The 20,118-nt window shown below is 45.5% G+C and carries 13 protein-coding genes and 1 tRNA gene; 7 read left to right on the top strand and 7 right to left on the bottom strand.

What is annotated here, in order from left to right; translation table 11 throughout:
• Positions 1 to 95: 95 nt before the first annotated feature.
• The 4 genes from R3289_RS03525 to R3289_RS03510 all read left to right on the top strand — a co-directional run bounded on the left by R3289_RS03525 (position 96) and on the right by R3289_RS03510 (position 5,704).
• Complete coding sequence (locus tag R3289_RS03525) at positions 96 to 1,397, top strand: amino acid ABC transporter permease (RefSeq protein WP_318924111.1); 1,302 nt, start codon at positions 96 to 98, stop codon at positions 1,395 to 1,397.
• A 6-nt stretch (positions 1,398 to 1,403) separates the two neighbouring features.
• Entirely contained in the window at positions 1,404 to 2,498 is a 1,095-nt protein-coding gene (locus tag R3289_RS03520) for an amino acid ABC transporter permease (protein WP_318924110.1), read from the top strand.
• Positions 2,499 to 2,515: 17 nt separating this feature from the next.
• Positions 2,516 to 3,283 (top strand): amino acid ABC transporter ATP-binding protein, encoded by a 768-nt coding sequence (locus R3289_RS03515; protein WP_318924109.1) that lies wholly within the window; start codon positions 2,516 to 2,518, stop codon positions 3,281 to 3,283.
• A 531-nt stretch (positions 3,284 to 3,814) separates the two neighbouring features.
• Positions 3,815 to 5,704 carry a methyl-accepting chemotaxis protein gene (locus tag R3289_RS03510; protein ID WP_318924108.1) on the top strand — a complete coding sequence of 630 codons (1,890 nt, stop codon included), beginning with the start codon at positions 3,815 to 3,817 and terminating at the stop codon, positions 5,702 to 5,704.
• Between the two features lie 101 nt (positions 5,705 to 5,805).
• Here R3289_RS03510 and R3289_RS03505 read toward each other — a convergent pair whose 3' ends face one another.
• The 3 genes from R3289_RS03505 to R3289_RS03495 all read right to left on the bottom strand — a co-directional run bounded on the left by R3289_RS03505 (position 5,806) and on the right by R3289_RS03495 (position 8,828).
• Entirely contained in the window at positions 5,806 to 6,402 is a 597-nt protein-coding gene (locus R3289_RS03505; RefSeq protein ID WP_318924107.1) for an AAA family ATPase, read from the bottom strand.
• A 450-nt stretch (positions 6,403 to 6,852) separates the two neighbouring features.
• Positions 6,853 to 8,088: a Rid family detoxifying hydrolase gene (locus tag R3289_RS03500; protein WP_318924106.1), complete on the bottom strand. Its 1,236-nt coding sequence runs from the start codon at positions 8,086 to 8,088 to the stop codon at positions 6,853 to 6,855.
• 649 nt (positions 8,089 to 8,737) lie between these two features.
• Positions 8,738 to 8,828, bottom strand: a tRNA-Ser gene (locus tag R3289_RS03495).
• Positions 8,829 to 9,237: 409 nt separating this feature from the next.
• Between R3289_RS03495 and R3289_RS03490 the strand changes: the two genes are divergently transcribed.
• On the top strand, positions 9,238 to 9,960 hold the full coding sequence (locus R3289_RS03490) for a YebC/PmpR family DNA-binding transcriptional regulator (protein ID WP_318924105.1): 723 nt from the start codon (positions 9,238 to 9,240) through the stop codon (positions 9,958 to 9,960).
• A 57-nt stretch (positions 9,961 to 10,017) separates the two neighbouring features.
• On the opposite strand, the gene R3289_RS03485 is transcribed toward R3289_RS03490, so the two are convergent.
• From R3289_RS03485 to R3289_RS03475, 3 genes are all read right to left on the bottom strand, one after another.
• Entirely contained in the window at positions 10,018 to 11,406 is a 1,389-nt protein-coding gene (locus tag R3289_RS03485) for a carbohydrate porin (protein ID WP_318924284.1), read from the bottom strand.
• A 465-nt stretch (positions 11,407 to 11,871) separates the two neighbouring features.
• On the bottom strand, positions 11,872 to 12,897 hold the full coding sequence (locus tag R3289_RS03480; RefSeq protein ID WP_318924104.1) for a LacI family DNA-binding transcriptional regulator: 1,026 nt from the start codon (positions 12,895 to 12,897) through the stop codon (positions 11,872 to 11,874).
• A gap of 207 nt (positions 12,898 to 13,104) precedes the next feature.
• Positions 13,105 to 14,541, bottom strand: a complete 1,437-nt coding sequence (locus R3289_RS03475) for a sucrose-specific PTS transporter subunit IIBC (protein WP_318924103.1) — start codon at positions 14,539 to 14,541, stop codon at positions 13,105 to 13,107.
• A gap of 341 nt (positions 14,542 to 14,882) precedes the next feature.
• On the opposite strand from R3289_RS03475, the gene R3289_RS03470 reads away from it, so the two are divergent.
• Complete coding sequence (locus tag R3289_RS03470; RefSeq protein WP_318924102.1) at positions 14,883 to 15,872, top strand: LacI family DNA-binding transcriptional regulator; 990 nt, start codon at positions 14,883 to 14,885, stop codon at positions 15,870 to 15,872.
• Positions 15,873 to 16,104: 232 nt separating this feature from the next.
• Entirely contained in the window at positions 16,105 to 17,745 is a 1,641-nt protein-coding gene (locus R3289_RS03465; RefSeq protein ID WP_318924101.1) for a sucrose-6-phosphate hydrolase, read from the top strand.
• A gap of 115 nt (positions 17,746 to 17,860) precedes the next feature.
• On the opposite strand, the gene R3289_RS03460 is transcribed toward R3289_RS03465, so the two are convergent.
• A complete protein-coding gene (locus R3289_RS03460) occupies positions 17,861 to 19,936 on the bottom strand; it encodes a methyl-accepting chemotaxis protein (RefSeq protein ID WP_318924100.1) in 2,076 nt (691 codons plus the stop codon).
• Positions 19,937 to 20,118: the final 182 nt, after the last annotated feature.

Below are 20,118 nucleotides of genomic sequence, written 5' to 3'. Positions count from 1 at the left end.
GATGAAGTATGCGGTGAGGCTTTGGCCTCACCCGCTGGTTAGTCCGCTTCCGAAAGGTATGGGTTAGCACCCCATAGTATCAATAGGGTAGTTGTATGACACTGAGTGAAGCAGAATTTTATACTGTCAGTAATAAAGACAAAGCTCAAAACGAATTATTAAAAATTAACGATCAAGCCTCCGTTAAAAATAAAACACAGGAGTGCGGGATTCACGCAGAAAATAGCAAACCATCATTTAACCTTCGCTCGCTAATATATCATCCCGGCGTGCGATCAATATTCTTTCAGGCTTTACTTATTCTGAGTGTCGGGCTGTTTTTATACACGGTTGTTAATAACGCGTTGGATAATCTCGAGCAAAGGGGAATTGCTACCGGTTTTGAGTTCCTGAACCAAACCGCCGGCTTTGGGATAGGAATGTCACTGATTGAATATAACGAAAGCTATACCTACGGCCGTACCTTTTTGGTGGGACTGTTAAATACCGTACTGGTTGCGGTGTTGGGTATTACTTTTGCCACAATACTTGGCTTTGCCGTTGGTATCGCCCGGTTGTCGAAGAACTGGCTATTGAGCCGCCTGGCTAACGTCTACATCGAGATATTTCGTAATATCCCGCTGCTGTTGCAAATTTTATTCTGGTATTTCGTTGTCTTGCAGGCGCTTCCATCACCAAGACAGAGCCTGGCACTCGGTGATATGATTTTCCTCAATGTCAGAGGGTTATTTCTGCCCGCCCCTGTGTTTGAGACCGGCTATCAAGTGGTCATTGCCGCACTGGTCATGAGTCTAAGCATTGTTGTGGCAATTCAGCTTTGGGCTCGTCGTAAGCAGCAACAAAGCGGCGTCCAGATCCATACCTGGCGTTATTCTCTGGGTGTGCTGGTAGCGATACCAAGCATCACATACCTGCTGGCAGGGCACCCCATCAGCCTGGAGTTTCCAGAACTCAAAGGGTTCAACTTTCGTGGCGGTATTGGCGTAATGCCAGAATTGTTTGCCCTGTTAATTGCACTGTGTATCTATACCGCCTCGTTTATCGCTGAAATTGTTCGGTCCGGTATTCGTTCGGTCAATCACGGACAAACAGAGGCTGCCGGGTCTTTGGGGCTGAAAACAAGCCATACCTTGCGTCTGATCGTCATTCCTCAGGCAATGCGGGTAATTGTTCCTCCGTTAACCAGCCAATACCTCAACCTCGTGAAGAATTCTTCACTGGCGATGGCCATTGGCTACCCCGATCTGGTGTCGGTATTTGCCGGGACCACGTTAAACCAAACCGGACAGGCCATCGAGATTATCGCCATGACCATGGCGGTGTACCTGACGATCAGTTTACTGACATCGCTCTTAATGAATATATATAACCGCAAGATTGCGTTGGTGGAGAGGTAACCCGCTATGAGAAAATTTCATTTTGCACCATCGGATGCACCTCCGTCGCAAATCACAGGCAGCTCAGCCTGGCTGCGCAAGAATCTATTTTCCAGCGCGTTGAATACCGTGGTAAGTGCCGCATTACTCGGAATGATCATTATTGGAGCCAGTCGCATTCTGCAATGGACAGTCCTCAATGCTGACTGGGTCGGTGTCACCCGTGAGGACTGCTCCCGCGAAGGCGCCTGCTGGGTATTTGTTCAGGCGCGTTTTGGACAGTTTATGTTTGGCTTTTACCCCGAGGCAGAGGTCTGGCGTCCGGTACTGTTCTTTGCTCTGCTAGCCGGACTCATGACATGGCTACTCGTAGAACGCCTCCCCCACAAAAAGTGGGCACTGGGGTTCACCGTGCTGCCGTTTCCAGTGATCTCAACATTATTGCTGCATGGTGGCGTATTTGGTTTACCGGTTGTCAGTACCCACATGTGGGGCGGCTTGCTGGTCACCCTAATTATAGCCTTAACCGGCATTCTGGCTTCACTGCCTTTTGGGATCGTTCTGGCACTCGGCCGGCGCTCTGAGATGCCTGTGTTACGTAGTATGAGCACCATTTATATCGAGTTCTGGCGTGGTATCCCATTGATCACGGTACTGTTCATGGCATCAGTAATGTTACCACTGTTTCTCTCTGGCGGTACCGAGATCGATAAATTACTACGGGCCCTGATCGGCGTGGTGCTGTTTAACTCCGCTTACATGGCAGAAGCGATCCGTGGCGGTCTGCAATCTGTCCCTAAAGGCCAGTATGAAGCAGCAGAGGCATTGGGCCTGAGCTACTGGAAAAAAACGCGGTTGGTGATCTTGCCACAGGCATTGAAAATCAGTATTCCATCGATTGTGAATACTTTCATCGCCTTGCTGAAAGACACCAGCCTGGTACTGATCATCGGTATGTTCGATGTCTTGGGTATTGCCCAGTCGGCAAACAGCGATCCGGCATGGCTTGGGTTTTCGACAGAGAGTTACCTGTTTGCTGCATTGGTCTTTTGGGTAATGTGTTTTGGGATGTCTCGATACAGCCTCCATCTGGAAAATAAACTCCACACCGGCCATCGATAATTTACAAGGAAGTTAACATGTTAAAGAAGAGTGTTTATCAGAGTGTCGCGCCGGATTCAGTGATCCGCCTGCAGAAGGTCAATAAATGGTACGGTGACTTTCATGTCTTAAAAGACATTAATCTGGATGTTAAGAAAGGGGAAAAAATTGTGATCTGCGGACCATCTGGTTCGGGAAAATCAACCATGATACGTTGTATCAATCACCTTGAAGAACATCAGCTCGGCCAGATCAAAGTGGCAGGAACGGAACTGACGGATGATCTGAAAAATATCGAACTGGTACGCCGTGAGGTGGGGATGTGCTTTCAGCATTTTAACCTCTTTCCTCACCTGACGGTATTAGAGAACTGCACCCTCGCGCCAATTTGGGTGAAAAAGATGGCGCAAAAAGAAGCGGAAGAACTCGCCATGGAATACCTGACACGGGTGCGTATCGCCGAACAGGCGCACAAATATCCCGGCCAACTCTCTGGCGGCCAGCAGCAGCGTGTCGCCATTGCGCGTTCGTTGTGCATGCAGCCCCAGGTCATGTTGTTTGATGAACCAACGTCAGCCCTCGACCCGGAAATGGTCCGCGAAGTATTGGATGTTATGGGTGAACTGGCATCAGACGGCATGACCATGTTATGTGTCACCCATGAAATGGGGTTTGCCCGCGAAGTCGCCGATCGGGTCATCTTCATGGATGCCGGCGAGATTATCGAGCAAAACACACCGGAAGAATTTTTTAGTCACCCCCAATTTGATCGCACCCAGAACTTTTTACAGCAGATCATTCATTAAGTTGTTCTTGCACGCAACTTCCTTTTGGCGCCCTTCCAGGCGCCTTTTTTATTTTTCACATCAGCAGCAACCTGCAGAGCTATATACAAACAACTATTATCGCCGATACAAATATTACCCCCTGATTTACGTCCATAAAGAATGCCTAACGGGTATCGACAACAAGGTATAAATTGGCGTCGATTTACCAATATCTACCACCTTTACCGTACATTGCACATTGTTAAATTCCGTCACCACACATCGTCCCCCCGCAAGAAGCGAAACGAACTTATACGGTTTCTAAGAAGCACAAGGTCAAAACTGGATCCCGGATATATGCCAATCTATTCCAGGATGACATGTTTATATTTTTCGCTGATGTAAAAAAACGCCGATAAATTAAAGAAGCTAGCAGTATCCCTTAAAGGAATTAACCGTACGAATTTGAGAGGTTTTTGAATCTTAAATATGTATAATTAGCTCGATTTTATTCGAGCTCCAAAATAATAGCGGCTAAGTGCTATTTTTACTTTACATAACATAGGGATAATGATGTTTAACATGACACTCAGGCAAAAGTTGGCGCTGTCAGCTAGTGCTGCCATAATTATCGGCGCTCTTGTCGTCACTGTGCTCTCCTTCTTTTCCTCCCTCGGTCGCTTAGACGACGATATTAACGAGCGGCTTAAAAGTGCCGCTTCCGCTTATAATTACTATGTGGCTGACTGGATGGATGCAAAAGGCGCAGCCCTGTCTGCAATGCCAGTCACTATTACAAGAGAAACGCTTTTTCAACGCCTTCAGCAAGTTCGAGATTCAGCAGGTTTTGATAATGTTTTCTTAGCTTTTCCTGATGGGACTCAGGAGAATGCTAATAACGTTATTTTACCACCGGGCAATGATGATCCCCGTGAGTGGGGCTGGTATCAACATGCAATCACGCTAAACGGTACAGTAACCGTCGAGAACCCAACTGTCGCCGCCGCCACCGGGGCCAGCGTGGTTTCTATGGCCAAGGCTATCACTATTTTTGGTCAGCAAGCCGTTCTAGGTGCCGATGTAGAAATGTCTAGCATCATAAAGCAGCTTGATGACGTGTTACTGCCTGGCGAAGGCTATATGTTCATTGCAAATAGCGAAGGTAATATTTTTGCTGACGCCGATACCTCATTATTAAACAAGTCAGTAACGGTAAAAGACCAAGAATTAACAGACTCTCTGCTCAAACGCATAGCTCGTGAGGGTTACGTTAAAAAAATACGGATTACCGGTCAAGACAGGTATATCTTTGTCTCTCCCATTCATGGCACTGACCTAAAGACAGTGATCGTCGTTAATTACAACTCTGTTGTTGCTCCTCTTTATAATACTTTATATGAGCAGATGTTGATGACACTACTGGTTGTCGTTATCTGCGTGTTTCTGTTTAACATGCTATGTGCTTACCTGTTTAAGCCATTACAGCAAGTATCAAGTGCGCTGTCGGTTATTGCTAAGGGCGGTGGTGATTTAACCCAACGTATCACGCTTGATTCAAATGATGAAGTCGGTGATCTAGCCCGTAACTTCAATCAGTTTGTTGCAAGCTTACAGGTCTTAATCGGTCATATTCGAACCCAAGGTGCAGAGCTAAGTCAGGCATCCGAAGCTGGCGAGAGCCTTGCAAACAAGTCTGCTTATGAATTAAACCGTCAGCAAGATGAAATTAGCATGGTCGCGACAGCTGTAACTGAAATGGCTTCAGCAACGCAAGAGATTGCCTCTCACGCCGAGCAAACGGCTCGTGTCGCACAAGATTCAACAGCTCACACCAATAGCGGTCGTGAGCTGGTCATACAGAGCCGGGCCTCAATTAACAACCTTGCTGAAGAAGTGAATCAGGCGACGGACGTTATCAGCGAGTTGAATGAACATGCACAAGGGATCAACAGTATATTGTCGACAATTCAGGGTATTGCAGAGCAGACAAATTTATTGGCCCTAAATGCTGCAATTGAAGCGGCTCGAGCGGGTGAGCAAGGTCGAGGTTTTGCCGTTGTAGCCGATGAAGTGCGTGTCTTGTCACAGCGCACCCACACTTCAACGGAAGAAATTCAGAGCATGATTGCAACCTTGCAGCAAACAACATCTAAAGCGGTTGGCTTGATGGGAACCAGCTCTAAATTGGCCCAGTGCTCGGTTGAAGATGCAGATCAGGCAACGGCGGCGCTTGAACAGATCAATGATTCCGTTGCATTAATCAGTGATATGGCAACCCAGATTGCGACTGCAGCCGAAGAACAAACCCAAGTGACGGATGAAATCACTCAAAATACAACATCGATTAAAGATGTGACGGATCAGCTTGCCGATGATGCCCAGGCAGCTCGTCAGCAAGCACAGTCGCTAAGTAATCAAGCCGCACAACTCAATGCTAAAGTATCCACTTTCGTTGTTTAATTTAGCAATTAACTGATTAATTAATTCGAACCTGATACCAAATGGCCCATAGTGTCTAAAACATTATGGGCTTTAACGTGCAAAGACGGGAGCCGCTCGTTTTAATTTCCATTCTCTTTATTGTGTCTGTTGATAACATTTTCGATGGTCATGATTCCGAACATGATTTTCCTTACAAAGGATTCTGAGCTACCAACAAAGTAATAATGGGGGTGCTTCGACCAAATGTCCTGTAACTTTTTATCCAGTTCAGCGGCCTGTTTTGACGTTTCATTTCTGACTGGATTGTTACTGGAAATATCATGCCCGCTTGCGGCAGCAGATTCAAAGAAAATGACCGCATCGTAGCGAACGATTTCATTTTCAAAGTTAGAGTTTACTTCCTGAAAAAAATTCTCTTCCGTTCCCGGCCAGTAAGCCAGACCGTCTAATGTTCCTCGATCACAGACAAGAAGCCTATTGGGATACTTGTTTTTTTGGATGTCCTCTAAATTTTGCTGAAGAGAAAAAATGGCTTTTTGAACATTTTTAAGTACTGGTTCATTGCTCGAACGAGTTATACCACCAGAGAAGAGAACAGTTGCCGCCTCTGGAACAATCGCTAGTTGATCGCAAAGCTCTCGCCGGAAAAGGTCGAGTGCCGTGGTCTTTCCGCCACCGGGGCCGCCCGTTACGACTACTTTTAGCTGTTTCTTCATAATTACCTCTAGCAGATTGTTGAACAACCAGTCGTTACGGTTAATTTCAACTAAAGGGGTCCGTATATGAATAACAATAGTGCTCTAGTCATCGATTTAGCAAAAAAGTATCTCAAGTCTGTACGTAATCGCTTTCACTGAAAGCTAGACAAGAAAGCCCCAGCATTTCTGCTGATGCAAACTCGCGACTGTTAGGCAGGTAACCCACTCGATCAGCATTAAACCGACACGATACTAGAATTTACTGATACCACGTCATTGATCTTAAATGTTTGGTCGGTAAAGCGGGAGGAATAAACGTGCGAGCTATTTCTAAATTGAAGAAAAAAAAGGGCAGGCTTTAAATTTGACCGTTATTTAAACCATCAAATAATAAAACCTGCCCAATCGTTGTAGAATGGATTCAGCTTATAGCCATTAAAGCACTACTTAGCCGAAATTAAATGCCAATTATGCTTGTGGAGGTGTACCTTCACAGTTAGAAACAACAGCATCAATTTGAACTAAAGCACCCATAGGGATAGCTGAAACACCAACAACTGTTCTTGCCGGAAGATCGCCTTTGAAGAACGTAGTGTAAACTTCGTTTACAGCGTCAATATCTTCGACATTAGTAAGCTGGATATTGATTTTAACAGTGTCGTCCATCACGTGATCAACACTTTCAATAATTGCCTTAATATTGTTTAGGCATTGTTCAGCTTGCGCTTTTACATCACCAGCTACAATTTCATTCGTTTTAGGGTCTAGAGGTAATTGACCTGAAATGTGGTTGTAGTGAGAGAAAGCGACTGTATGTGAATATGGAACTGCTGGTGCATTTTCCGTGTTGTTTGCTTCAATAACAAGTAGACGAGTGTCTTCTGGAAGCTGTGGTGGTGTACCGTCGCCGTGCGACACAGCAGTATCAATTTGCACCAAAGCATCCATAGGTAAAGCTGCTGCGCTAACAACGGTGCGAGCCGGAACATAGCCAGGGAAGAATTTGGCAAAAACTTCATTTACAGCGTCAGCATCCGAAATATCTTTCAGGAAGACAGTTGTTTTAACTACATCATCCATTACGTGATCGATACTTTCTAAAATAGCTTTAATGTTGCTTAAGCACTGTTCTGTTTGCTCTTTTACACCGCCCGTTACCAATGCACCCGTTTTTGGATCGATAGGTAATTGAGAAGCCAAGTTATTGTAGTGAGAAAAAGCGACAGTTTGTGTGTACACACCCTGTGGTGCATTTTCAGTGTTTCTTGATACTTTGATCAGTGCGCAAGGTGCTTGTGGAGCGGTGCCTTCACCGTTTGAAATAAGCGCATCCATTTGCACTAAAGCATCACTCATCGGTAACGCTGCAACAGCTACTGCCGTGCGTGTAGGAAGAGGACCTTGGAAGAAGGTTGTGTACACTTCGTCGATCGCGTCAATATCTGCGATATTCTTAACGAAGATATTGATTTTAACAACATCGTCCATAACATGGTCGATACTTTCTACGATTGCTTTAATGTTGGTTAAGCACTGCTTTGCCTGCTCTTTTACCGTACCAACTACAATTTCACCAGTTTTAGGATCTACAGGCAGCTGAGCTGAAAAATTATTATAGTGAGAAAAAGCTACAGTTTGTGTAGACACTGCACTTTGGGGTGCATTTTCAGTATTTCTTGAAAGCTTAATGATATCGCTGCTCATGTCCAAATTTCTCTTTATTATATAGTACAGAAGTAATTATTATCTTTAATAGATCATTCTTTTAGAGAATGATTAAAGTGGCGCTATGGTAAGTGAATTTATTTAGGGGAAATGTGATAAGCATCAAAATATCACTTCACTAGGAATTGCCAATTAATAGAATTGACGATAGTTATACGATTAATTATCCGCGATAATGCTGGTACTCTGGCTCTAATGTCTTTTTTTTTATAAATGATTCGTCAATTGTGAATATAATCTCAGTAATTTAAATGCTCTATTAGCTGAATTTAGTCCAACTATGATAAGTTGATCACAATAATTTCATTCAAATTCAAACATAGGATCCATTGACGCATCATTTATTATACGGGCTATTATTCGAGAGCGACTTCTGCTTCTTCCGCCTGTGTAAACGCGCAATTTCCTGTAGCCGTTCTTCTTTATTTTATCTCTTGCAGCATGCCGCAGGTTTTGTTCATGGACGTACTGATTGACCACTTCAATTTAGGCAGGCAGATGTCGGTATACTAGGTGCAAGTTTCAGCGCGGCATAGGTACATTGCCTCAGTCAATCCTATTGTGGATGCTTGCAATGCCCAGAAACGAAAAAAGCCGTTGATAATCAACGGCTTTTTCTTTTTTAATTTGGCGGAGAGATAGGGATTTGAACCCTAGATACGCTATAAACGTATGCCGGTTTTCAAGACCGGTGCTTTCAACCACTCAGCCATCTCTCCAGTGCGGTGAATAATACCCACCTCTTTTAAGGCTGTAAAGGGGCGAACAGTTTAAGTGGCTAGTATTCAAGCATTAATGGAAGGTTAAGATCAAATCTATAGCACCAAAAAGCAAAGCCGCATTTTTTGCTTTCAAATAATGAATTCGCATTCGTATCTCTGCCGCCTTCAATTAAGAATAGCGACAACCATTATGATGTCAGATGATGCTTATGTAATCGAAAGTGTTGCTGACAGTTAAAGGTAGCATCCTGATTCTTTTCATAAATGTTACTGAAAATACCAGGAATTGACTGATGTCAGGAAATCAGACAATAGCCAATCAAATCCTACTAGCCTTTACGGGCTGGTAGCTGTTAAAATTCGCGACAACAGAGTCCCAAAAACTGATAGAAGAGAGTTATTCCTCATGGGAAGAAAGTTCGAAGTACGCAAATTGTCTATGGCAAAAACAGCAGGCGCAAAGATCAAGGTTTACTCAAAATACGGTAAAGAGATCTACGTCTGTGCGAAAAACGGTAGCATTGACCCAGACAGCAACCTTTCACTTAAGCGCTTGATCGAGAAAGCAAAAAAAGATCAGGTACCAAGCCATGTCATCGAGAAGGCTCTCGACAAGGCCAAAGGTGGTGCAGGTGAAGATTTTGCTACTGCGCGCTACGAAGGTTTCGGCCCGGGCAACTGTATGGTTATCGTTGATTGCCTGACTGACAATAACAACCGTACCTTTATGGACATTCGTCAGTGCTTTGTAAAAAACAATGCAAAAATCGGCGGTCCAGGTACTGTTGGTCACATGTTCGAGCACCAAGCTGTATTCCAGTTTAAAGGTGACGATGAAGAAGCGGTTCTAGAAAACCTGATGATGGAAGATGTTGATGTTAGCGACATCGAATGCGAAGACGGTGTCATTACTGTTTATGCTCCTCATACGGAATTCTTCAAGGTTAAAAATGCACTTGCAGCAACAATGCCTGACGCAGTGCTGGACGTAGAAGAAATTGCTTTCGTCCCTCAGACCATGACAGAAGTGTCAGGTGATGACGTAGCAGCATTCGAGAAGTTCCTTGATGCACTGAACGATTGTGACGACGTCCAGAACGTTTACCACAACGCAGAAATTGCAGAGTAATCTGCGGTTATCGTTGCATAAAAAAGCCGAGCATTGCTCGGCTTTTTAGTTTTTCGATTAGAACCAAGTTTCCATCTGCATCGCGAAGATAAACTCTCCCCCCTCGCCCATGGTGTTCGCGTCAGTTGCCAGGCTCACTGAGTAGTCATTCAGATCTTTACTCCAATCAACATAAGAAGCCGCAAAACGAATTTCAGGACGCTGGAAAAAACCGCCAGAGGTATCTAACTTAAAGGTTGGCGCAACAGTGGCTTTGTAATAACTACCGTTGGCTTGCTCTGTACCGTTATCCAGATCCATATACTGGTATGAACCTTCGTAAACCATTTCGAAGTTTTTGGTCAGTTCTTGTGCCATACGGACATTGACCGTAGCCCACATGAACTCATCACCGTCTTTTACTCGGTCTTGGCTATACTCTGCCAAAAATGCAGGCGCAATTCGCCAGTTATCCGCAAAGTGGGTTACGCCATAACTGAACAAGCGGGCCGCTTTAGCATCTTCATTAAGATCACCATTAGAACCAATGCCTTTGAGCTCGGCCCCTAAACCCTGGCCGAACAGCACACCGAATTTAGAAAAACCTTCACTCACACCGTAAAAACTGTCTGCATGATAAGCCAGCATGCCATGGAAGCCATTTTCTGCCCGTTTGGACGGAGACGTGTCGGTTACATCTCTACCTTCATTGTCTACGGCGGTCATTGCGTTCAACATCAACTGCCATTGACCAAAGTAGTTATTCATGGTCACAATGTAGTTTTCAACGTCCAGATTTTCGCTGTCAATTGTACCGAAATCACGTCCATATACAGAAAAATTCGTTTGCCAGTCATCGCTGAACTGAACATCATAAATACCAGCACCCGCCCCTGAAAGGAAGACGATATCGGTATCCATAAAGTGAATATCAAAGTTATCCCGATCAAAACGCTTACCCGCCCAGATGGAAGCAGAAGTAAATGCACCGCTAAAGGATTCCAAGCCACCAAGTTCCGCAAACGCTTGTCGTACATTCAGCTGTGAATCAGCGGCAGTCCATTCATTATTGGTTTCTACACTGTCTGCCAGCATGATCCGATATTTCGACCACGAACCGTCTTCCTGATTGATATTATGATCAAGCACGACCTCAACATAGTTATCATCTTCGATACCCAGACGACCGACAGCGCCACCCAGCGCACCGGCTGCAGTCATGTATGGCCCAACTCCCGTCGCACCGTTCAGGTTGTCATCAATCAACAAGCCTGCCCGGGCATATCCATGAAATTCAAAAGCAGAGGCTTTGCTCTCGGCATCACCTGCCACTTGTTCCGCTTTTTTTAAACGCTGCTCTAAGTTAGCTATTCTCTGCTCTAAGTCTGTCGCATCGCCTTGTGCCCAGGCGGCACCAGAACAAGTTACAGCAAAAGACACGGCAAGTGATAAGAGGCTTTTCTTCATCATTCTAATTCCATCTATCAAGTTAATTTGTAAACCACTAAACAACGTCGTCATTATTGTTAAATCGATTTAGCATATCGAGATCTTTACGCTAAAACCGTTTAGCTTTGTGATCAACAGAGTAAAACAAGGGGGTTTTGTGAGCTGGCGTTATAGGGAAATTGAGTAAAAGCGGAATTAATAAGATCAAAAAAGCAGAGAGAGGGATCTGATCTGCGTTTGAAAATATGACGGGATAATACTAAGAAGATTAATTTCGTCATCCCGGACCGGAATAGAGGAACGAAATATCCGGGATCCACAATCCACTGAACCTTCCGTGCATGATGGATCCTTGATAACCGCCAGGTGAATTTTGAGAAAGCCTGCAAGTTCAGTGTTTGGCGGTTTCTGGGATGACTGACTTCGACTGTTTTAATCAATCATCCTCATAGTATTTAAGTGCAGTTATTGGTCATATCTGTATCACTTATTTTTACTGCGCCAGAAAATATCAGCATCGAGGACAACAGAAGATATTGCCGGTGATTTTTCATTAATGAGGGATAACGTAAGCTCAAAACAGGTTTTGGCTAGCTGTTGATTGTTCTGTGCTATCGAGTCGATATTCAATGGCAGGCAATCAAGTAAGTCATGATTATCAAATGTGGCCAGCCGCATTTCTTTATCAACCAGTGCATTAAGACATTCGTGATCTTTTAAATACCGCAATACGCCTTCTAATAACGTGTAAGAAGCCGTAAATAGCGCTTGTGGTAAGCGACCAAGATCCTGATGCAGCGATTGCATCATCAGATAACCTGATGCAGTCTGGTAATCACGGTGACGGATCCACTCTGGTTTCGTTTCGATCCCCGCACGCTTAAGACCGAGTTCAAAACCAGCCAGGCGGTGACGACTTGGCGACAGCTCAAGCTGGCCGCCGAAATAATAGAATTCTGACAGCCCTTCTTTGGCAATGCTTTCAATTAAATCGGCAGTCGCACGTGCTGCATCAGTCAGCACCAATGGCAACACAGACTGGCCAATATGGCGGTCTAACTGGATGACCGGTAACTGCTTTGTAAGCGATTGATAATATTCATCACCTGTTTCGCTAGACGCGACAATTAAAGCATCAACCTGACGGCGGATCAGGCCTTCTACCGCTTTTTTTTCGGCGGCTGGATCGTCTTCAGAACAGGCAATCAACAACTGTAATCCCGATTCCCGGCATAAACGTTCTAACTCACGGGCAATTGAAGCAAAACCAAAGTTGGTTAAATCAGGGATCACCAAACCGATCGCATCTGAGCGAGAGGCTTGTAGTGATTTCGCATGCACATTCGGGGAATAGTGATTCTCCCGCGCAACCTCTAGCACACGTAGTCGGGTCTCTTCTTTAATACGAAATGTAGATGCACGGCCATTTAGCACCATACTAGCCGTCGTTTTTGACACGCCTGCCAGTTTGGCGATATCTGCAATGGTTGTTCTTTTTCTTTTTTCCACGTACTAACCCGATTTAGCTGCAAAAAACATACATAGTAAACAGATAAATCGAGTTATTGACAAGTGATTGATTAAATTTGCGTTTGCCTAGTCACCCATTACGGCTAATACTCATGCCAAAAAGAAAAGGCAAAAACAACAAAGCCGGCATCATGCCGGCTTATATATACCCAAGTTACCTGACTGTAATATTGCGTATTGCAGTGATCAGGCTGTGGCTGCAACCGCTTTAAACTTTGCTCGTGCGCCCAGTACCAATGTCAGGCCAAAGGCTACCGCAAAGGAAATCGCCATACCAATGACATAGAACCACACGCTATTTGGAGCAATAGAGATGATACCCGGGAGACCTGCCGCACCCAGTGCCGTCGCCTTCACTTTGAACAAGGTGATAAATGCGCTTGCCGATGCGGCACCAACCACTGCCGCGATGAACGGATAGCGGTGTTTCAAGTTCACACCAAACATCGCAGGTTCCGTAATACCCAGTAGTGCCGTTACACCCGATGGCATCGCAATCCCTTTGGCTTTTTTATCTTTGGTGCTAAACCCAAAGGCCAGAGCTGCCGCGCCTTGCGCCACATTAGACATTGCCGCGATAGGGAAAATAAACGTACCGCCCGTCACCGCAATATCTGCCAGTAACTGGGTTTCAAAGGCGATGAAACTATGGTGCATGCCGGTAATAACAAACGGTGCGTACACCAGGCCAAACACTGCGCCGCCTATAAAGCCGGCCGATTCGTATAACCAGTTTAGACCGTCGCCAAGCAGGAAGCCCGCATCACGAGTGATAGGACCCACTAATGTGAAGGTAAGAAAACCGGTAATAAAGATGGCCAGCATTGGCGTCAGCAGGTTATCCAGTACCGAAGGGATCACTTTGCGCAGACCATTTTCAACTTTTGCCAGAATGAAGGCTGAAACCAGCACAGGCAATACCGAGCCCTGATAGCCGACTTTCTGAATTTCGAAGCCGAAGATGTTCCAGACCGGAATGCCGCCGCTCACACTCGCGCCACCGAAACCCCAACCATTTAATAGATCGGGGTGAACCATCAGCATACCCAGCGCCGCACCGAGGAAAGGATTACCACCAAACTTCTTACTTGCTGAGAACGCTAATAAAACAGGAAGATAAACAAATGGCGCGTTAGCAAAAGTATTAATCATCGATGCTAAGTCGGCCATGCCGGGATAGGCATCAATCAATGATTGCCCGTCAATGAACAGCCCTGTTGCAGTCAGAACATTGAACAAACCCATTAACAGACCACCAGCAACGATAGCCGGAATAATCGGTACGAAAATATCCGATAATCCTTTTACTGCCCGCTGCACCACATTCTGTTTCTGTGCACCCGCAGATGAGACCTCTTTGGTCGACATTTCGCTTTGCCCGGTGAGCTTGCTCATCGCAGCATAAACCTGATTCACGATACCGGAACCAAAAATAATCTGGATTTGACCTGCTACCTGAAACTGCCCTTTTACACCATCGATATTATCGATAGCTTCTAGATCTGCCTTACTTTCATCATGCAGGGCCAAACGCAGGCGAGTCGCACAATGTGCCGCCGCTGCGATGTTATCTTTACCGCCCAGTTTTTCAATCAGTTGTCGGGCTATGCTTGGAAAGTCCATCTTCTACCTCCGTCGCGGCCAGAGACTGTTACCTGCTTCTCTGCACCTGGTTAATTACAGCTTAATCCAATATTGGCGTTAAGCTCTTGTAGGATCCTCGTCTCTTTTTGTTTCCAAAAAAATGACGAGCCAACTCGCTTCGGGAACGTTACCGAAATAAAGTTTTATTGATACTGTCAATGTCGTCAAGATACTTGTTTTCTTGTGTGACCAAGATCGATGAAAAATTTCATCACACGCCAATATGCGTGATCGCTATCACTTTATTGCGGGATTATCAGCCCTGCTATTTGCAAACTATCCCAAAAATAGAAGATCATGGCGTAAACAAAGGAGAATTTATGGCGAGCTTACATGATGTCGCACGCCTTGCTGGCGTTTCAAAATCAACAGTATCACGCGTCATTAATGACGAATACGGCGTAAAAGAGGCGACCAAAGTGAAGGTCCGCCGTGCCGTCGAACAATGTGGCTATGTCGTCAATCAAGTCGCAAAGGATTTAAAGTCCAATAAAACCAACCTGATAGGTATCATTGTGCCGCGCGTTACCTCGAATGCGGTATCACAAGGGGTCGATGGCTTAAGTCGGGTTTTTGAGGAATCAGGCAAGCAAGTACTTCTTGCGAACAGTTGCCAGCAAGCAGGTAAAGAACTGCAATATCTGGATCTGTTCAACCAGAAACGGGTCGAAGGCATTGTCATGTTTGCCACCCATATTGATGACGAACTGGTCAAAGCCATCAAACGCTCAGGGGCCCCGGTCGTATTAATCGGCCAGGATGGTTCAAGTCATAACATCCCAAGTGTTATCCACGACGACTATCGTGTGGGTTATTGCGCAGCCGAAAAACTGCATCAGGCTGGCTGTCGCAACGTTGGCTTTTTAGGTGTGCAAAGTGATGACATCGCCGTTGATAAGATGCGCTTCGAAGGGTTCTGTAACGCATTGAGTTTTATAGGATTACCTGTACCAACATTCCATACTCAAGGCCAGTTTTCGATTGATTCAGGCCGTGAAGAAATGGCTCAGCTACTGCGTGAAAACACCAAGCCAGACGGCGTATTCTGCGCAACCGATCGCATCGCTATCGGTGCAATTCAGGCGATCGCAGCAGCAGGCTTAGCACCAGGCAAAGACATCAAGGTTATCGGTGTCGGTAACGACGAAATGGCATCAGTGGTCTCTCCGGGGCTCTCTACCTTTGACTATGCCTTTGAGCCCGCAGGCAGCAATGCCGCTAAAATGCTACTGGAAATCATTGAGCAAGGCCGTAGCCAAGTTGCCAAGCTGGTACTTGGGTTTGACTGGGTTCAACGTAAGAGCTGCTAGTACCGGCTCTTTTCCTAACCACTTATCCCCCCACTTCCCTAACGATTCTTTTGATCTGGCACACACTTTTTGTGTGCTTTTTCTTGATCCCATGATCTTATCTTGCAATTCCAACTAACCTCACCCATATTTGGAACGTTCCCGAAATTTAAATTATCGGATGAACCATAAAGAACACTAAAATGATGTTGCTGAAACGCATTCAGCCCAACTACAGCAAGGCCTGAACCTGATGACACTGACTGAATTGATTAACACCTGTGGTGGGAGCCAAAATATTCAACGAGTACTCCGAGTCGACAATGCACTCATCGTTGAATTAACCGATCCAGCATTACGCACTGATGTTGCCATGGCATTCCCTTTCAACGATGTTTTATCTCAGCTGAGCTGGCAACCAGGCACGCCGCTATCAGAGCAGGACTGGCAATACCTTGGCCAGATCATTGATACAAACCAGCGTCAGGCATTGACCTCTGCTTTAGAAGAAAAACCGTCGGCGCATCGACCGCTTTGGCATATTGCCCCGCCGCAAGGGCTGCTGAACGATCCGAATGGATTCATCTATCACAACGGTGAGTACCACTTGTTCTATCAACTGCACCCTCACGGCTGTGTTCATAAAGACAAATACTGGGCGCATGTCACCAGTACAGATTTAATCAACTGGACTTCACAACCTGTTGCGTTATGCCCGTCAGACTGGTTCGACAGTCACGGGGTATTCTCTGGCCATGCCGTCAGCCAGGGAGACGAGCTAATGCTATTTTATACCGGCAATGTCCGTATCGGTGAACAGCGTGACCGTATCACTACCCAATGCCTTGCAACTTCAACAGATGGTATCCATTTTACCAAGCACGGCCCGGTTATTCCGGAGTTACCGCCTGGAATTACACCACATTGTCGCGATCCGAAAGTAGTACGCCACGGTGATCACTGGATCATGCTGCTTGGCGCTCAGCATGAGAGTGAAACAGGCCGACTCGTTATTTACCGTTCGAATGATCTGCGTAAATGGGATTATGTCGGCTTATTCGGGGAAGAATTGGGTGATTTCGGATACATGTGGGAGTGTCCGGACCTGTTCGAACTAAACGATCAGCTGTTGGGCATTCTCTGCCCGCAAGGTATCGAATCAAACAGTGAACATTACACAGTTCCCCACCATAACGGCTACGGAAAAGCGACACTCAGCAAGCAAGATGCACTGACTCTCAGTGATCTAACAACATTAGATTATGGCTTTGATTTCTATGCCCCGCAGACAGCTGAAGCCGCCGACGGTCGTCGTTTGATGGTTGGCTGGATGGGACTGCCTGATGAAATCAACCAACCAAGCGTTACTGATGGCTGGTTACATCAATTGACCTGTCTGCGTGAACTGAGCTGGAAAAATGGCAAGCTGTATCAACGCCCAGCACGTGAACTACAAACACTGCGAAGCCAGCAGCAGCTATTCACCTTTGATCAGGCGACTCAACACGAAACACTGAGCCTTGAGATCAAAAGTGTTGAACTGCAAACAACGTTGAACTGGCCGGCATCGGGAAGTAAAACGCTGCGCTTGATGGATGATGGCGAGCACTATTGCGATTTGATTGTTGACAGTGATAGCCAGCGCATCGTGCTTGATCGCAGCCATGCTATGAAAACCGATGGTGAGTTGATCCGCGAAATAAAAATGACCGAACAGGCCGATATTAAACTGCAGATTTTAGCGGATCGGTCATCACTGGAGATATTCCTTAATGACGGTGAATACGTAATGAGTTCGCGCTTTTTTACTCACCATAACGTGACAACCTTGCAATTACTGGCAGATACCAAAACTGAGTGGCACCCCGTCACCGCCTGGTCGCTTGCACAATAAGACCCGCTATGTAGAAACAATTAAAATAGTGGCATAAAAAAGGCTTCTAAATTGATTAGAAGCCTTAACTGTTCAGTATTAACCTAAATTGTCTTTGTTACATTACTTGAAAAGCCTATTGTAATTTAAACTTACTGACCAGGGTGTTCAGTTGGGCGTTGGCAGCAGCCAGGCTTTGTGTACTGTCTACCGTCGCTTGTCCATTTTGGGTCAACTCATGAACCATCTCGCGGATGTTATTCATATTACGGCTGACTTCTTCGGTTACCGAGCTTTGCTCTTCAGAAGCGGTTGCAATCTGGGTGCTGAGATCATTGATTTCGACAATCGAACCGGTCACCGCATCCAGGCTGTTAGATACTCGCTCGGCATTTTCAGCGGTACGTTCGCAGCTTGTTTTCGTCACATCCATTGCAGCAACCGCACTAGCAGCATCCTGACGTAATATTGTTAATATCTCATTGATTTCTGCAGTGCTGGACTGAGTACGTGCGGCAAGCGATCGTACTTCATCGGCAACCACGGCGAAGCCGCGTCCTTGCTCCCCGGCGCGTGCAGCTTCGATAGCGGCATTGAGTGCCAACAAGTTAGTCTGGTCAGCAATTTCACCAATCACACCTAACACACTGACAATTTGCTGAGTATTCTCGTTCATGGTGTTGATGCTCGCAGATGCGGCACCCACTTCATCCACCAGAACCATCATACTGCCAGACGCCTCAAGCACATCATCTTTTGCCAACATCGCCTTGTCATTGGCTTTTTGAGTGTTAGTGGCTGTCTCGGTAGCATTCTGGGCGACTGTCTCTGCCGTTGCGCTCATTTCCGTAATCGCCGTGACGACTTGATCCGTCTCCGACGCGTGTTTAAGTAACGCCTGGTTATTTTGATCTGACTGCACATCAAGCTGCTTGATACCCTCAGTGATATGAGCAGAGGCTTGCGCAATTTCCAGAACCATCGATTGCAGGTAAATAATGAAGTTGTTGACCGAATTGCCAATGTCGCCCAGCTCATCATGAGAAGTAACATCAATCCGCGAGGTCAAATCGGCTTCGCCTGTCGATAAGGTATCAATACGCTCTTTGAGCATAACTAAACCTTTAACAATCTTATTGATCGACCAGGCTGCAACCAGCAGAGCAATAATCAGGAGTGCCGCGGCAATCGCAATACTCATGGACACTTTGTTATCAAAAATGTCTGCCGTGGCGCTCGTTAAGCCTTCCTGTATACTGGTGACGTCGCTATCATAAGTGCCGGTGGCAATGGTCCAACCCCATTCTGGGAAAATATTCCGGGCATAGACAAATTTGCTTTCTGTCTGTTTGGTCGTCGGATTCTCGAAAGCTATTTTAACAAAAGCTTCAGACTGGCCTTTAATACTGTTGACAATTTTTAATGTTGTGCTCGGGATAACAGTACCAATAAGGTCTGCTTTGGGGTGGGCCAGGATCTTGCCGTTCTTATCCTGCACCCAAAAGTAGCCATTCTGGCCGTATTTTGATGAGCTGATGGCCCTAACTCCCGCCTCTAGTTCATCTTGCCTTAGGGTACTGATGTATTCACCCGTCGCAATCACCAGGTTCAACGGTTCAAAGTAGACCGATGCCGTTAGTTTTTCTTCGGTTTTTTTGGTTTTTGGATTAATGAAATGATAACGGGTGAAACCCACTTTATTGGCTTTGGCAGAGCTGACAATATTCTGAGCATAGTAGCTGCCATTAGTGTCTTTTTTATCATAAGCACTGGTGCCGATAATCCTGCTGTTGGCACCGTTGGCCTTGTTCACAACCGTTGCGGCATCATACGCAAAAATATACCGGCCATCATCCCATCGATATTCATTGATAAAAGCATAAATACTGGTTTCTGCATCGGCTGCAGAAGCACTGTTGTTATAAATGCTCTCAATGGTATCTCTGAATGTAGCGATATCGGTTGCCAACTCTGCCTGGATATTTTCCAGTTTCGAACTCTCATAATAATAGGAGAGAGAGCGGGTAACGGTATCAACCTGCCCCTTTAAGTTATCATTCAGTAACTGAGTTACCTTCACACTGACATTGCTGTGTTCCGCCTCAAGAACAGCATTTTCCGTGTTCATAAGACTTGTAATAAAAAAACCACTCATTGTCAGCAATGGTACGCACAGCAATGCAGCCAACTTGGCTTTTATTGTTAAATTCATGAGGCTAAACCTTAATCTTTACACACATCATTTAAAAAACATTCTTTTTATATTTAAATTAGATCGCTCATGAAAAAGATATTCATGAAGGCTGTCGATAGGCTTTTTCTTATTTAATACATTATCAACAACCTGTTAAGCACGGGTGCTATAAGGAGAAAGTAAACACATCCACCTCTGGC

Source organism: Photobacterium sp., assembly GCF_033720175.1.
Lineage (GTDB): Bacteria > Pseudomonadota > Gammaproteobacteria > Enterobacterales > Vibrionaceae > Photobacterium.
The sequence above is the reverse complement of the archived record's forward strand: the minus strand, read 5'-3'. Positions and strand labels throughout refer to the sequence as shown.